Below are 14,941 nucleotides of genomic sequence, written 5' to 3'. Positions count from 1 at the left end.
TACTTTAGCACTAACAAATATTTATATGACATACCTTCATAATATTGGTGCTTATTTTTTAATGATCGTTGAGATGTTTCGCAAACCTACTAAATGGTGTGTGATGAAGAAATTAATATTTAAAGATATTAACGATTTAGTAATAGGTTCACTTGGTATTATAGCATTTATATCGTTCTTTGTAGGTGGTGTTATAACGATTCAAACCGCCTTAAATATAAACAATCCTCTTATTCCTAAATATTTAATTGGATTTGCTACCAAACAATCTATTATACTCGAATTTGCTCCAACCTTTACTTCTATAATAATGGCTGGAAAAGTGGGATCTTTTATAACCTCTAGTATAGGAACCATGCGTGTAACTGAGCAAATAGATGCTTTAGAAGTTATGGGAATAAACGCTTTAAATTATCTCGTTTTCCCTAAAACAATAGCATTACTTTTATATCCTTTCGCTATTGCTATAGGGATGTTTTTAGGGATCCTTGGCGGTATGGCAGCCTGTGTTTTTGGTGGCTACACATCATTAGAAGATTATATTTTAGGAATCCAAACCGATTTTCAAGCTTTTCATATAATTTATTCTTTTATAAAGACTTTTGTATTTGCATTTCTTCTTGCTACAATTCCTTCTTTTCATGGCTATTATATGAAAGGTGGCGCTCTTGAAGTTGGTAAAGCAAGCACCACATCTTTTGTTTGGACATCTGTTGTGATTATTCTATTAAATTATATATTAACTGATATGATGTTAGGTTCATGATAGAAGTAAAAAATTTACATAAATCGTTTAGTGATATTGAAATTTTAAAAGGTATTAATACTTCTTTTGAAAAAGGAAAAACGAACCTTATTATTGGACAAAGTGGCTCTGGAAAAACGGTATTTCTTAAATGTTTATTAGGATTGTTTGATTATGAAGAAGGCTCCATTGCATATGATGGGAAAGTATTTTCGCAATTAACTGAAGATGACAAACGAAATTTACGTGCAAAAATTGGTATGGTTTTTCAAGGAAGTGCTTTATTTGATTCTATGACCATTGCTGAGAATGTTATGTTTCCACTACAAATGTTCACCAATCAAGGTAAAAGCGAAATGGAAGATCGTGTTGACTTTGTTTTAAAACGTGTGAATTTAGATGAGGCACATAATAAAATGCCTAGCGAAGCCTCTGGAGGCATGCAAAAACGTGTTGCTATTGCCAGAGCTATAGTAAACAACCCTAAATACTTATTTTGTGATGAGCCAAATTCTGGGCTTGACCCTAAAACGGCTATTGTTATAGATAACCTTATTCAAGAGATTACAGATGAATACCAAATTACAACTGTAATTAATTCGCATGACATGAATTCTGTTATGGAGATTGGCGAAAAAATAGTGTTTTTAAAAGACGGATTAAAAGCTTGGGAAGGTTCTAAAGAAACTATTTTTAAGACTGATAACGAAGTTGTTACTGATTTTGTATATTCGTCTAATCTTTTTAAAAAGGTTCGGAAGATGTATCTAGAGGAAAACAAATAACTATTATTATTTTAATAAGCGTATGAAAAAAGTGTCTAAAATTTTACTTATGGCCGCAATTTCATGCTTAATTATAACAGTCTTTTTTTTCTTAATTGGTTATAAACAACTCATAGGCATTCCCATTATATTACTATTTGCTTTTCTAAGTATAGCCATAAGATACAACAATACTTATAAGAGTCTTTCTTTTACCATTTTAATATTTTCTGCCGTAGCCTTAGCTATGTTTTATCCTATATATTTTACAAAAATAGGAGGATTCAATTTAAAATCACTTATTATTCCTTTACTCCAAATTATAATGTTTGGCATGGGCTCATCTATGAGTCTTAAAGATTTTAAAAGTGTTATTACCATGCCTAAAGGAGTTCTTGTAGGTTTAACATGTCAATTTACAATAATGCCCGTTCTGGGGTTTTCCATTGCTCATCTATTTGGTTTTAGTAACGAAATTGCAGCTGGTATAGTTTTAATAGGTTGTTCTCCAAGTGGGTTAGCATCTAATGTTATGGTGTTTTTAGCAAAAGCCAATTTAGCATTGTCAATAACCTTAACCGCTATTTCCACATTATTAGCACCTTTTATAACACCTTTATTAATGCAATTATTAGCTGGCGAATTTATTCCTATAGATGTATTTCAAATGATGCTAAGTATTCTTAAAATAGTTATCCTACCTATAGCAGCTGGATTAATATTTAATAAATTCTTTCATAGTAAAATACCTTGGTTAGATATTATTTTGCCAGGAATATCTATGGGATCTATTGCATTTATTATTATTATTATAGTGGCTGCCGGAAGAGATAATTTATTAGACATCGGGCTTTTGTTAGTAATTGCTGCAATCATACATAATACAGCTGGCTACTTTTTAGGATACTGGGGCAGTCGGTTTTTAAAATTAAAAGAAGCCGATTGCAGAACCATAGCCTTAGAGGTAGGCATGCAAAATGGCGGCTTAGCATCTGGTATTGCACTAGAGCTAGGTAAAGTTTCAACTATTGGGCTGGCTCCTGCTATTTTCGGACCATGGATGAATATCTCTGGGTCTGCACTTGCCTCATGGTGGCGAGATAGAACTCCTTATAAAAAATAGTTTAGCACACATTCTGAGGCTATATTAAGGATCAATCCCAAAAGTTCTGTTTAGGCAAAAATTTTAGTTAATCTGAATAAAAAGAATTCTACATTCTTAAAGTTAAATATTTTCTGAAAAAAAAATGCAAAAAAAAGACTGTCTTTTCAAACAGTCTCTTTTTTTCTGTGGGCGCAGAGGGATTCGAACCCCCGACCCCTTGGGTGTAAACCAAGTGCTCTGAACCAACTGAGCTATGCGCCCTCTAAATTGGACTGCAAATATAACAGAGTTTTTAGTATTGCAAAAACTTTTTCAATAAAAAATTAAATTATTTCTGCAACTACAAATGTACTGCCGCCTATAAAGACAAAATCCTTATGATTAGCGCTTTTTATAGCCTGTTTATACGCCTCATTAACAGAACTATATGCCTCACCCAGTAAGCCACAAGCATTAAACCTGTTTTTTAGCTCATTTGCATTTAAACCCCGTGATATATCGGGTTTACAAAAATAATAGGTAGCTCTTTTTGGTAATAAATCTAAAATAGTACTTAAATCTTTATCATTTACAACACCAAAAACGATATGCAATGCATCAAAAGCTTCATTAGAAATCTGGTTCATAACAAGACTTAAACCTTCCCTATTGTGTCCTGTATCACAAACCACTTTAGGTTTTTCACTTATAATCTGCCACCGCCCTAACAAACCTGTGTTCTTAATTGTTTTAAGTAAGCCTTCTCTTAAGTGCTGTTCGGGCACCTTAAATCCTTTTATTTTTAATTCTTTAATGGCTTGAACAACCGTTTTAATATTTTTAGATTGATAAGTCCCTAATAAATCGGATGCGTACGTTTTAGTAACCTCTTTGTCTGCAAATACGATCTTAGAATTAGTCTTACTCGCCAAGTCTTTAAAAACAGAATCTGTTTCTTTTTGGCTTTCACCAACTACAACAGGTATATTTTGTTTTATAATACCTCCTTTTTCAAACGCAATGGCTTCTAGTGTGTTTCCTAAAAACTGGGTATGATCAAGCCCTATATTAGTAATTACTGAAACTTCTGGAGTAATAATGTTAGTAGAGTCTAAACGACCGCCTAGTCCCACTTCTATAACAGCAATATCAACTTTTTCACTTGAAAAGTATTCGAAAGCCATCCCAACAGTCATTTCAAAAAACGATAAGGCATTCGATTCAAAAAACACCTTATTTTGCTTTATAAAACTTGTTACAAATTGCTTGCTTACAACCTTACCATTTATTCTAATACGTTCTCTAAAATCTTTTAAATGTGGAGACGTATACAACCCAACCTTATAACCCGCTTCTTGCAAAACAGATGCCAACATATGGCTGGTAGAGCCTTTCCCATTGGTTCCAGCTACATGTATAGATTTAAAATGTTGCTCAGGATTATTTAGGTGATTTGCTAATATTAAAGTATTAGATAAATCTTTTTTGAATGCCGTCTTACCTTGTCGTTGATACATTGGTAGTTGAGAAAACATCCAATCTAGTGTATCTTGATACGTCATTTACTATTGCCCTAGTTTGAAGTTTACTTTCACAAAGCCGATTTGTTTTGCTGGTGCTTTAGAGTTTGCTGGCCATTTGTGAGATATTGCTATTTTCTTTGCAGGCTCCAACAAACATTGTGCTGTATTAGTAGTCCCTTTTACGCCTGGAACGGCTTCAATAACATTACCATTTCGGTTTACTATAATTTTTACAATAACCAAACCAGATTCGTTGCAATCTTGCTTCAGTCTTTTAAACGAAGCTTTCCCTCGTCCATTAAGCCCATAACCTACGCCTCCACTTCCTGTGCCTTTTCCTCCAAAGTAACTTGGTGCATAAGGGTTACCATCTAATTGCCCCTTATCGCCTGCTTTATTATCATTACCTTCACTACCAGTCTCACTTCCTTCAGATTTACTAACACCACCAATTAAGGCATCCAGCTTTTTCTTTTTCTCTTCTTGTTCTCGTTTTTCTTTAGCAATTCTATCGGCTTCAGCCTTTGCTTTAGCATCTGCAATAGCCTTCGCTTTCGCCTCGGCTTGTTTTTGTTTTTTTATAGCAATCGATTCAGCATTATCTTGCGTCATCACTTCCTCCTTAGTCTCTGAAGCTTTTGTAGGCTCTGTTTTTGAAACATCTGGTTGAGGCAGTTCCTCAATTTTTCGAGGTTCTGATTTAACTGGCTTTAATGGCTGAACTTTTCCTTTACCAAAATCTGTATTTCCAAAATTCACAGCGATGCCATACTCCTCTGGAGGATCCATATAAGGTGCTCCAACTACAAACAATAATAGCAGCAAAATAACAGCAATTAAAGCTGTTAGTTTTGCTGAATTTTTCTCATGTTTGGTTTCGAAGTATATCTTCATTTATTTTTATTTAGGTTTTACCGCTAAAATGACTTTAAACTTATTCCTGTTAGCAATATCCATAACCTTGACCACATTCTCCACAGGAACAGATTTCTCTGCTCTTAAAACAATGGTTGGTTTTTCTTGTGAAGACAAAGCTGCTAGTATTTCGTTTTCTAAAACACTTTCTCCAACACGTTTTTGATCTATATAATAGGTCAAATCCTTCTTGATACTCACTGCTACCGATTTTTTATTCTCTGTTTTTCCACTTGCTTTTGGCAACACAATATCAATTGCATTGGTAGTAACGAGTGTTGAAGCAATCATAAAAAATATTAGTAGCAAGAATACAATATCTGTCATTGAAGACATATTGAATTCTGGTGTTACTTTATTTCTTCCTCTAAAATTCATATTACGAAGGTTCGTTTAAATGATCTAAGAATTCTAAAGAGTTCGCTTCCATTTGATATACAACTTTATCTGTCTTTACTACCAAATGATTATATGCGATATAAGCGACAATCCCCACAATTAATCCTGCAACAGTTGTTGTCATAGCTGTATAAAGACCACTTGCTAAAACATCCATTTGTATCGTTCCGCCAGCATTAGCAAGTTCAAATATGGCTAATATCATACCAATAACCGTTCCAAGAAACCCAATCATAGGTCCAGCTCCTGAGATTGTTGCCAAAATACTCACATTCTTCTCTAAACCATATATTTCTAAACGTCCAGCATTTTCTATAGCCGTATTAATATCTGCAAGCGGTTTTCCTATTCTGGAAATACCTTTACCAATTAATCTGGAAACTGGAGAGTTTACTTGCGCACATAGCATTTGAGCCGAATCAATTTTCCCATGACTCACATGGTCTTTAATTTGATTCATAAAATTTGAATCTACTTGCGAAGCTGCTTTTATAGCAAAAATACGTTCAAAATAAATATAAATGGCTCCAACAAGCAGTATAAAAAGGACAGCTATAATAACTTGTCCTGCGGCACCACCGCTACTTATTAACTCTATAATTGAAAGCGTTTTTTCAGTTGATTCTTCGTCGGTAAGCAATTCTGCTCCCTCTTGTGTGGTTTGTAATAATGTGCTTAGCATATATTTAAATTTATTGCAAATGTATAACGTTTCTTTTTATATTAAAGTATATTAAAACAAAGTTCTGGTAACCATAAATGCCGCAGAACCTACTAGGAAACCGATTAAAGCTAACCAAGAGATCTTTTTTAAATACCAGAAAAAATCTATTTTTTCCATTCCCATAGCAACAACACCAGCTGCAGAACCTATTATTAACATACTACCTCCAGTTCCTGCTGAAAATGCTATAAAATGCCATAACTCATGATCTAATGGTTCTGAGAACATGCCCAAACTAGCAGCCACTAGTGGTACATTATCTATAACTGCCGATCCTACTCCTAATAATAATACAACTAAATCTGATACACCTCCAGAATGTATTTCGGTTCCTAATTGCGGCATAGAATCTTGCAATGATGATGCAAATCCAAACAAAATCCCTAAAGATTCTAAAGCTGCTACAGCCATCAATATACCTAAAAAGAATAAGATACTAGGCAACTCTATTTTTGATAATGAATAATGCACTGGGCTATGGTGTGCATGAGCATCACTTTCTTCCGAGTCGAACTCCGTCATACTAAATTTAGAACTACTATAAATTTCAGCAAAAATGGCCACTACGCCTAACGAAAGCATCATCCCTACATATGGAGGTAAATGCGTTACCATCTTGAATATTGGAACAAATACAATAGCTCCCAAACCAAGATAAAGCATCGTACTACTAAACTTTGATTTCTTTTTTTCTACAACCTCTTCAACGTCTAAATCTCCTTTAAAGGCTGGTAAAAATGAAGCGATTAATGATGGTACTGCCATACACAAGAGTGAAGGAATAAACAAATAACCTATTAAATGACCAGTGGTTACTTTCTTACCAATCCATAACATCGTAGTTGTTACATCTCCAATAGGCGACCATGCCCCTCCTGCATTAGCGGCAATAATAATTAAACCTGCAAACCAAATACGTACACTTCTATCTTTTACAATTTTTTGAAGTATTGAAATAAGTACTATTGTAGCGGTAAGGTTATCTATTATAGCTGAAAGAATAAACGCTAGAATAGAAAAAATCCATAAAATTTTAGTCTTCTTTTTTGTTTTTACAAAATCTTTAATCGTAGAAAAACCATCAAAATAATCAATGATTTCAACAATAGTCATAGCGCCTAAAAGAAATACTAATATTTCTGATGTTTTGCCTAAATGATGCAATAAGGTTTCTTCCATTAGATGCATCTTTTCATCGGAAGTAAATGCTCCAAAACCTTCTAATAAAGAGTGCTTTGAAGAATCAAACCATTGGGGGAAGCTTTCTAAACCTAATGCTATTAACGCCCAGCAAATAGCCATCATGACTAATGCCGGAATAAGTTTATCAATTTTAATACTGTGTTCTAACGTAATAGCCAAATAGCCCATTACGAATACTAAGATAATTGCTGCTTCCATAAATAAAATATTATATTAATTGTTGCAGTGCTATTTCAAATGCTGTAGCACTAATTTCTGTTTTTAATTCACTTTTATTATGCACTTTCTCTAGTGCTTCTTTAATTATATTTGATGTATCATTAAATATAGCTTCGTCTGTCATCTGCACTTTACGTTCCATAAAATAGGCAAACACACGAGCCATCCCACAATTAGAAATAAAATCTGGAATTAAGCTTACTCTGCGGTCTGTATGCTCCATAATAGGGCCAAAGAAAATTTCCTTATCAGCAAAAGGGACATTGGCTCCACAAGAAATAACTTCTAAACCGCTATCGATCATTCGGTCTATCTGATCAATTGTAATTAAACGCGAAGCTGCACAAGGTGCAAAAATCTCTGTTTTAATAGACCAGATCTTTTCGCGGGCTTCCTCAAAAGAGATTAAATTATCACTTACTAAGGTGTTCCCATTTTTCGCAAGAAATAGATTTGTGATCTCTTCAAAAGTAAATCCTTCTTCATTAATTAAACCTCCTGCTATATCGATTATGCCAACAACCTTAGCACCCATTTGCGACAAATAAAAAGCGGCAGCTGCCCCTACATTTCCAAAACCCTGAATCACAGCTCGTTTTCCTTCAACAGAACCACCATATATATCGTAGTATTGTTTAACAGCTTCTGCAACACCAAAACCAGTAATCATATCTGCTACGGTATACTTTCTAGATACATTAGGGGAATAACGAGGATTTTCTATTACTTTAATAACACCTTGTCTTAACTGTCCAATTCTATTTATCTTATCAGCTTCAGTTGGTCTAAAATGGCCATTAAAAACACCTTCTTGTGGATGCCAAACACCACTCGCTTCTGTAATTGGGATTACTTCGTGAATTTCATCTACATTTAAATCACCACCTGTTCCATAATAACTTTTTAACAAGGGCGATACTGCAGCATACCAGCGCTCTAATACGCCTTTTTTTCGAGGGTCATTAGGATCAAAATTTATTCCTGATTTCGCACCTCCAATGGCAGGTCCAGAAACTGTAAATTTAATCTCCATGGTTTTGGCTAAAGATAACACTTCATTCATATCTAGCCCTTTTCGCATTCGGGTACCACCACCAGCGGCACCTCCACGTAATGAATTTATAACAGTCCACCCTTCGGCATCTGTTTCTGGATCTTTCCAATTAAAAACAATTTCAGGTTCTTTATTTTCGTACTTTTTTAATAATTCTTTCATTTCTATTTTTAAGTTGATTCATGTATAGCTTACATCTAATTTTTCCGGAGGTTTTATTGAGCGTAGCTAAAGTTGATTCATATCGAAAATGATTTAAATTATTATATAACAAATATAAAAAACTAAAATCCTTTAGAATTGATTTTTTGTTATTTTTAAGGCAGATATATTTTACCAGAACTATGGTTTTTTGAAGCTCCTGTAGTGCTTTTCAAACAATTAATTTCGTTTCTTAATTTAAGGACTCCTAAAAAACCAAAAATTAATGCTTCTTTAAATTCTATAACTGTATTTGAAGGTATTATAATTTTATGTTGAGAATACTGTTTAAGAGTATCTATTAAATACTTATTATAGACACCTCCTCCTGTAATTAGGACAGCTGCATGTTTCTTTTTGTTTATCTCTTTAGCTATTTGAATAGCACTATGATTGACAAACGTTTTTAAAATATCCTTGGTTTCTAATTGAAATGAATCAATCAAAGGAAATACATTTTTATGAACCCATTCTAAACCTAAAGATTTAGGATAATCTTCTTTATAAAAAGCCAAGTTATTTAAGCGATCTAGTAAGTCCTTATTCACATCTCCTGTTGCAGCTATTTTACCGCCATCATCATAATCAAATCCAATTAATTTAGTATAATGATTTAAAACAATGTTTACTGGACAAATATCATAAGCAATTCGGTTATCATTCAGATCTGTAGAGATATTGGCAAAGCCGCCCAAATTCAAACAAAAATCATATTCAGAAAACAACAATGCATCTCCTATTGGAACTAAAGGCGCTCCCTGTCCACCAAACGCCACATCTTGAACTCTAAAATCGCAAACTACTTTTTCACTTAACAATTTAGCAAGCGTGGGTTTGTTTCCTATTTGATATGTTATTCCTTTATCTGGTTGGTGTAAGGCAGTATGCCCATGCGAACAAATAGCATCAATATCTTTTATATTATTTTTATCAATAAAGTCTTTAATAATACCCGATAAATAGTTTGTATAATCTGTATCTATTTGCTGTAATTCCTCTAAAGAATTCGAAACTAAATCTTTTAACGTTCTAATCCATTTTTGATCATACGCCATAGTTTCAGAATGACTAATTTTAAAAAACCATACATCATCTAATTCAAAATGCGTATGAACAACATCTATTCCATCTAACGATGTTCCAGACATAACCCCAATAACACTATACTTGTTTTTTGCCATATTCTGTAAAAATAATAATACTTATTGAAAATATGATATCAAAAAGTTATATTTGCACATATTTTTTATCAAATCAACAACAAATAGAAGAATTATGGATTTTAGTCTTTCAGAAGAACATATCATGATACGCGATGCTGCTCGCGATTTTGCACAAACCGAATTACTCCCTGGTGTTATTGAACGTGACAATAAACAAAAATTCCCTAAGGAATTAGTAAAAAAAATGGGAGAATTAGGATTTATGGGCATTATGGTAGACCCTAAGTATGGCGGTAGCGGTATGGATGCTATTTCTTATGTGCTTATTATGGAAGAATTATCTAAGATTGATGCTTCGGCTTCGGTGATGGTCTCTGTAAATAACTCATTGGTTTGTTATGGATTAGAGTCTTATGGATCTGAAGAGCAAAAACAAAAATACTTAACAAAATTGGCTACTGGTGAATTTCTGGGCGCTTTTTGTTTAAGCGAACCTGAAGCTGGTAGTGATGCTACTTCACAAAGAACTACAGCTATAGATAAAGGAGACCATTACTTAATTAATGGTACAAAAAACTGGATTACAAATGGCGGAAGCGCAGACATATACTTAGTAATAGCTCAAACCGATAAGGATAAAGGGTCTCATGGTATTAATGCATTCATTATTGAAAAAGGAGTTGATGGTTTTCATGTGGGACCAAAAGAAGATAAATTAGGTATTCGTGGAAGCGATACGCATACATTACAATTTAACGATGTAAAAGTTCCTAAAAAAAACAGAATAGGTGCTAACGGTTCTGGTTTTAGATTCGCTATGAAAACGTTATCTGGTGGTCGTATTGGTATTGCCTCACAAGCTTTAGGAATTGCATCTGGAGCTTATGAATTGGCTTTAAAATACTCTAAAGAACGAAAAGCGTTTGGTACCGAAATTTGCAACCATCAAGCGATCGCCTTTAAACTAGCTGATATGTATACCGATATTGAGGCTGCTCGTCACCTGGTCATGAAGGCTGCCTGGGACAAAGATCAAGGTAATAACTACGATAGATCAAGTGCAATGGCAAAACTTTATGCATCTAAAGTAGCTATGGAGCATACTGTTGAAGCTGTACAGATACATGGTGGTAATGGTTTTGTAAAAGAATATCATGTAGAACGCCTTATGCGGGATGCAAAAATTACACAGATTTATGAGGGCACCTCAGAAATTCAAAAAATTGTAATCTCAAGAGGCCTTTTAAGAGATTAAATATTCACTTAATCTTCTTGTATAGTTGTGTTCATTTTTAATAAGTACGAATAACTTTTAGAATAACACCAAACCAGACACTTTAAGAAGTAAGTCAATTTTAAAAAATTCAATATTTTAACCCTAATGCTTAACTTTAAAACATTAGGGTTTTTACTTTTCTGAGGTTTTTGATTTTAAGAAAGGAAAAACATACGTCTTCCATAATAAAGTATTAGATATTATTTTTTCAGGCTATCTTTTCGAACTTTTGCTATAGTATACATATACCGATCCCTAAAGCATTGCTCAATAGACACTTCATTTTTTAAAAAACGAAATAACTTTCTTTATAAACCTGCCAAAGAAGGGAACACCCCCTTTACCTGTATTCAAAACATATTTACTTCTGTGGCTTTCTTTATAATTATAAGTTTCAAGAATAGTATTTACGCGTTTTTTATAAATAGCTCCTTTATCAGGATCTATCTGATAAATAAAATTTGAATACCCATCGATTTGAGCTAGAACACTACCTCCTTTATTCCAAAACTTACCTTCAATACCATCTTTCTCTATCTGAAATAGAAGCGCTCTAAATCGCTTTAAAGATTGCTTAGAGATATTAGCCTTTTCATTTACAACAACACCAGTTACCTCTTGCTTCGCATTACGCTTCATAACACGTAATTTCTCTGGATGCAACTTAAAATTCTCATCATTTACTATGTAACGTGAATATTTAAGAAGAGGTGTTATCTTTTTAAAATTATCATGACTTGAAGAAAATGTAGTATCATCTACATATCTGGTATATTCGAAACCATATTTTTTAGCCAACCCCGACAACCTATAATCTAACTTCTTACAAAGAATATTGGTTATTGCTGGGCTACATGGCGATCCTTGAGGTAAAAACCGTTCCCCGCGCTGCGCATAATAGTCCTCCCCTAATAAAGAAACATCTAAAATTTTTGGCTCAGAACAAAGTAAAGATAAAATAGTAGCTACTTGGTTAGAATAACCTAAAGACACAAATACACCTTTAATACGATTATAAGTAACCGATGGAAAAAAGTTTTTAAAATCCTGATTAATGACCACATCTTTCTTTACATGAGGAAGGGCATTCGTTTTTATTGATTTGCCAATAACACAACCATGAGCATTTTCATGTACAGGGACTTTGTTTAGTATGGTTTCTAAAATCCAATGTTGTGCCTTTTTTAATTTAGGCATGGGCGCCGAAATTAAGCGGTACCCGCCAGATTTTTTAGGGACTTGAAATCTTTTATAATGACTTATTTTAGAGTTTTTTCTAGAATAAGAAAGGAATCTAAGCTCTCCTATTGAAATTTTCATTGCAGAGGCTAAGTCTTCTGCATGATGCAAAACAGGTAAGTCTTGAGCTTTTAATCGATTAACATCAGATGCTTTATCATTAAGCTGGTGTGAATAGTTCTCACCTAAATAAACAATATCCTTAGCCTTAGATGCTTGCCATTTTTCAGCTTTTTCTAAACGTTCTTTTTCACGCCGTTCTTTAGTTTCTTTTTGCGACTCCTTTGATGCTATTTTTCGTTCTTGATGCTTCTTAGCCAGAAAAGCTTCAGGGTCTTCAATAACCTTTTTTTCTTTGAGAAGCTTTTGTAATTCTGTAGATAGTTCACCTTCTTTTTTAAAAAACAAATTAACGGCTTCAAAATCTAAGTCCTCTTGATTCCAAAAACCCAAACGCTTCATTTCAGAAAGAATGTATTCTTGTTTAGAAGACTCTTTTATTTTGTCATAAATCTCTTGTCTTCTTTCTGTAGAGTTTCTCATATAATAAAAAAGGTAGCGATAAGATGTATTTTGTATTCCCTTCGTACGATTCTCAAGACTGAATTGAACAACTCCAGTGAAATAGGTACTAGTGTACTATTTCACTTCGCAGAAGTCTAACCGGAAATGGTACACTAGTACCTATTTCACAAGTTAAGTTCGAGTCAGTGACGCGTTCGGTATCTGTATGCAAGATTGGCGATCCACCAATCAAAATGCAAGGTTTTTATCTTATCACTACCATGGGTTTAAATATAATATTATTTTTTATCAAAAGTGATTCTTGTAGCCAATATATGTTGGCAAGGCCCCTTTGTCATTTTATTTTTATAATAATAGTTACAAGTACAACTTGCATCTGTTATTTTTAAATCTTTATCTATAACAACTAGAGTATTATAGCTATTACTAACTAAGCCTGTAATTGTAATTTTGTTGTTGTTTTCATTTACTTTTAAATCTGAAACAGCCCCTTGTTCCATAAGTTTAAAAGCTTCTTTATCTGTTTCACTAGAAAATCGAAGTGATTCTATATCGATTCCATCTCTTTTTAATTCACGAACTCGATATACTTTGTTTTTTAAATCATAAATAACTTTTCCTGCTTGTGCAAAAGTTTCTAGGGATTTATTGACTGTACCTACATCTAAATTTAATACCTCAGCTATGTCTGATTCTGTTGCAAACCAATCTTTTCTTAATTCTAAATAAACCGTTTGCATTGTGGTAGCTGGCACAAGACCTCTTGGAGCTAATAATTCTAATTGACTAGACTGTGTCCAATCGTTAGCAGTCCAACCAGAAAGCCCTAAGGTAAAATACATCTCGGATGTTAAATGAGCGGTATAAAAGGACGGCATGCCACTACCTAAAAGATGCACCGTAAACTTATTAGTAATTGGCAACAAGCGTTCTAATAGCAATATACGTCTACGCCCCCAAACTCTAATTTCTTCTGAGGTTTCCCCTTTATAAATAGACTGATTACAAACTATTTCTATATTCCAAGGTTCAAAGACTGCGACTATAGGTTCCCCTGATTTTAATATATATTTTATTGAGCGCGGTCCTTTACGTTCTTTATTTCTTTTTAATACCGAAATAAAGTTTGCAATATCTATAGCTTCTAATTCAAAAGAGACTTTTTTAGATGTCATAGCTGTGCTCACCTGAAGAAATCCGCGAACCCAACTATCGGGTAAATCTATTTTAACTTCTCTGTAATTATCTTCACCTGTCGTTTTAACATCAAATCCTTTTGGATCTATTTTAAAATCTGTTTCCTTATATGTTCTTATTTTTTGGAACTCTTCGTATAATTTTTTGGAATAATCAATATTAGTAGTACCGCATTTAAATTCATTAATATTATTAAACACGTCATAGCCACAAGATAATTTTCCGTAAACCGATTCATCTTTACTAAAGCATTCAAAAAACACTTGATCTGGATGAACTGTAATTACTGGATCCAATACAAACCAAGCAGCATAATCTCTTTTATATAAATATTGAAAATAGTCTCGCTGCGCTTTATAATAAGGTTTTGTTATAACGTCTCGTTCTTTTCTTAGACCTTCTAATTTAGTCCGTACGTTATGTATTTCGGTTTGCAACTTAGAAAGGTCTGAACTTGCTTCTGCCAACCAAATTTCTTCCTGCCCTTTTAACCAAGCTAAATAAGCCGAATTATCTTTAGGCTGAAAATTAAAATCGGCAACCACCACATGATGTAACGCAGAAATAGCTTCTCTAAACGGAATTTTTTTATCTAAAGTCCCAACAAAAAAAGTAGGTTCGCGTAAAACATCGGGAGCAAAATTCACATCGGTAGCAGACACCCCATTTTTTACAATACTTGAACCGCCATATTTATAATTAAACTGCAT

The 14,941-nt window shown here is 33.6% G+C and carries 13 protein-coding genes and 1 tRNA gene; 4 read left to right on the top strand and 10 right to left on the bottom strand.

The features are described 5' to 3' along the window. The first annotated feature begins 25 nt into the window (after positions 1-25). The 3 genes from Q4Q40_RS03510 to Q4Q40_RS03500 are packed head-to-tail and all read left to right on the top strand — an operon-like array spanning position 26 to position 2,632. A complete protein-coding gene (locus Q4Q40_RS03510) occupies positions 26-766 on the top strand; it encodes an MlaE family ABC transporter permease (RefSeq protein WP_303300316.1) in 741 nt (246 codons plus the stop codon). Beyond that, complete coding sequence (locus Q4Q40_RS03505; RefSeq protein WP_303300315.1) at positions 763-1,530, top strand: ABC transporter ATP-binding protein; 768 nt, start codon at positions 763-765, stop codon at positions 1,528-1,530. The genes Q4Q40_RS03510 and Q4Q40_RS03505 overlap by 4 nt, the downstream gene beginning before the upstream one ends. Positions 1,531-1,579: 49 nt before the next feature. After that, positions 1,580-2,632, top strand: coding sequence for a bile acid:sodium symporter family protein (locus Q4Q40_RS03500; RefSeq protein ID WP_303300314.1), 1,053 nt, complete (start codon positions 1,580-1,582; stop codon positions 2,630-2,632). Between the two features lie 168 nt (positions 2,633-2,800). Here the strand turns inward: Q4Q40_RS03500 and Q4Q40_RS03495 are convergent. The 8 genes from Q4Q40_RS03495 to Q4Q40_RS03460 form a co-directional block, all read right to left on the bottom strand. Further along, positions 2,801-2,875 (bottom strand) — tRNA-Val (locus tag Q4Q40_RS03495). 62 nt (positions 2,876-2,937) lie between these two features. Then, on the bottom strand, positions 2,938-4,155 hold the full coding sequence (locus Q4Q40_RS03490; RefSeq protein ID WP_303300313.1) for a bifunctional folylpolyglutamate synthase/dihydrofolate synthase: 1,218 nt from the start codon (positions 4,153-4,155) through the stop codon (positions 2,938-2,940). A 3-nt stretch (positions 4,156-4,158) separates the two neighbouring features. Then, positions 4,159-5,010 carry an energy transducer TonB gene (locus tag Q4Q40_RS03485; RefSeq protein ID WP_303300312.1) on the bottom strand — a complete coding sequence of 284 codons (852 nt, stop codon included), beginning with the start codon at positions 5,008-5,010 and terminating at the stop codon, positions 4,159-4,161. A gap of 6 nt (positions 5,011-5,016) precedes the next feature. Next, the gene (locus Q4Q40_RS03480) at positions 5,017-5,409 is read right to left on the bottom strand and encodes an ExbD/TolR family protein (protein ID WP_303300311.1); all 393 of its coding nucleotides are present in this window, start codon (positions 5,407-5,409) and stop codon (positions 5,017-5,019) included. 1 nt (position 5,410) lies between these two features. Further along, positions 5,411-6,112: a MotA/TolQ/ExbB proton channel family protein gene (locus tag Q4Q40_RS03475; RefSeq protein WP_303300310.1), complete on the bottom strand. Its 702-nt coding sequence runs from the start codon at positions 6,110-6,112 to the stop codon at positions 5,411-5,413. Positions 6,113-6,163: 51 nt separating this feature from the next. After that, a complete protein-coding gene (nhaD, locus tag Q4Q40_RS03470) occupies positions 6,164-7,555 on the bottom strand; it encodes a sodium:proton antiporter NhaD (RefSeq protein ID WP_303300309.1) in 1,392 nt (463 codons plus the stop codon). Between the two features lie 10 nt (positions 7,556-7,565). Further along, complete coding sequence (locus Q4Q40_RS03465) at positions 7,566-8,792, bottom strand: Glu/Leu/Phe/Val dehydrogenase dimerization domain-containing protein (protein ID WP_303300308.1); 1,227 nt, start codon at positions 8,790-8,792, stop codon at positions 7,566-7,568. Between the two features lie 155 nt (positions 8,793-8,947). Beyond that, positions 8,948-10,012: an anhydro-N-acetylmuramic acid kinase gene (locus Q4Q40_RS03460; protein ID WP_303300307.1), complete on the bottom strand. Its 1,065-nt coding sequence runs from the start codon at positions 10,010-10,012 to the stop codon at positions 8,948-8,950. A gap of 94 nt (positions 10,013-10,106) precedes the next feature. Between Q4Q40_RS03460 and Q4Q40_RS03455 the strand changes: the two genes are divergently transcribed. Then, entirely contained in the window at positions 10,107-11,249 is a 1,143-nt protein-coding gene (locus Q4Q40_RS03455; protein WP_303300306.1) for an acyl-CoA dehydrogenase, read from the top strand. Between the two features lie 300 nt (positions 11,250-11,549). Here Q4Q40_RS03455 and Q4Q40_RS03450 read toward each other — a convergent pair whose 3' ends face one another. Further along, complete coding sequence (locus tag Q4Q40_RS03450) at positions 11,550-13,052, bottom strand: reverse transcriptase family protein (protein ID WP_303300305.1); 1,503 nt, start codon at positions 13,050-13,052, stop codon at positions 11,550-11,552. 260 nt (positions 13,053-13,312) lie between these two features. After that, the gene (locus Q4Q40_RS03445; RefSeq protein ID WP_303300304.1) at positions 13,313-14,941 is read right to left on the bottom strand and encodes an SWIM zinc finger family protein; all 1,629 of its coding nucleotides are present in this window, start codon (positions 14,939-14,941) and stop codon (positions 13,313-13,315) included.

The organism is Flavivirga jejuensis (assembly GCF_030540765.1).
GTDB lineage: Bacteria > Bacteroidota > Bacteroidia > Flavobacteriales > Flavobacteriaceae > Flavivirga > Flavivirga jejuensis.
This window is presented reverse-complemented; position numbering and strand designations above follow the sequence as displayed.

What these genes read in the sequence shown, in the direction of transcription:
- Q4Q40_RS03490 (WP_303300313.1), bottom strand. Translation starts at nt 4,155, where the DNA reads ATGACGTATCAAGATACACTAGATTGGATGTTTTCTCAACTACCAATG.
- Q4Q40_RS03475 (WP_303300310.1), bottom strand. Translation starts at nt 6,112, where the DNA reads ATGCTAAGCACATTATTACAAACCACACAAGAGGGAGCAGAATTGCTT.
- Q4Q40_RS03485 (WP_303300312.1), bottom strand. Translation starts at nt 5,010, where the DNA reads ATGAAGATATACTTCGAAACCAAACATGAGAAAAATTCAGCAAAACTA.
- Q4Q40_RS03455 (WP_303300306.1), top strand. Translation starts at nt 10,107, where the DNA reads ATGGATTTTAGTCTTTCAGAAGAACATATCATGATACGCGATGCTGCT.
- Q4Q40_RS03460 (WP_303300307.1), bottom strand. Translation starts at nt 10,012, where the DNA reads ATGGCAAAAAACAAGTATAGTGTTATTGGGGTTATGTCTGGAACATCG.
- Q4Q40_RS03500 (WP_303300314.1), top strand. Translation starts at nt 1,580, where the DNA reads ATGGCCGCAATTTCATGCTTAATTATAACAGTCTTTTTTTTCTTAATT.
- nhaD (WP_303300309.1), bottom strand. Translation starts at nt 7,555, where the DNA reads ATGGAAGCAGCAATTATCTTAGTATTCGTAATGGGCTATTTGGCTATT.
- Q4Q40_RS03505 (WP_303300315.1), top strand. Translation starts at nt 763, where the DNA reads ATGATAGAAGTAAAAAATTTACATAAATCGTTTAGTGATATTGAAATT.
- Q4Q40_RS03480 (WP_303300311.1), bottom strand. Translation starts at nt 5,409, where the DNA reads ATGAATTTTAGAGGAAGAAATAAAGTAACACCAGAATTCAATATGTCT.
- Q4Q40_RS03450 (WP_303300305.1), bottom strand. Translation starts at nt 13,052, where the DNA reads ATGAGAAACTCTACAGAAAGAAGACAAGAGATTTATGACAAAATAAAA.
- Q4Q40_RS03445 (WP_303300304.1), bottom strand. Translation starts at nt 14,941, where the DNA reads ATGCAGTTTAATTATAAATATGGCGGTTCAAGTATTGTAAAAAATGGG.
- Q4Q40_RS03465 (WP_303300308.1), bottom strand. Translation starts at nt 8,792, where the DNA reads ATGAAAGAATTATTAAAAAAGTACGAAAATAAAGAACCTGAAATTGTT.
- Q4Q40_RS03510 (WP_303300316.1), top strand. Translation starts at nt 26, where the DNA reads ATGACATACCTTCATAATATTGGTGCTTATTTTTTAATGATCGTTGAG.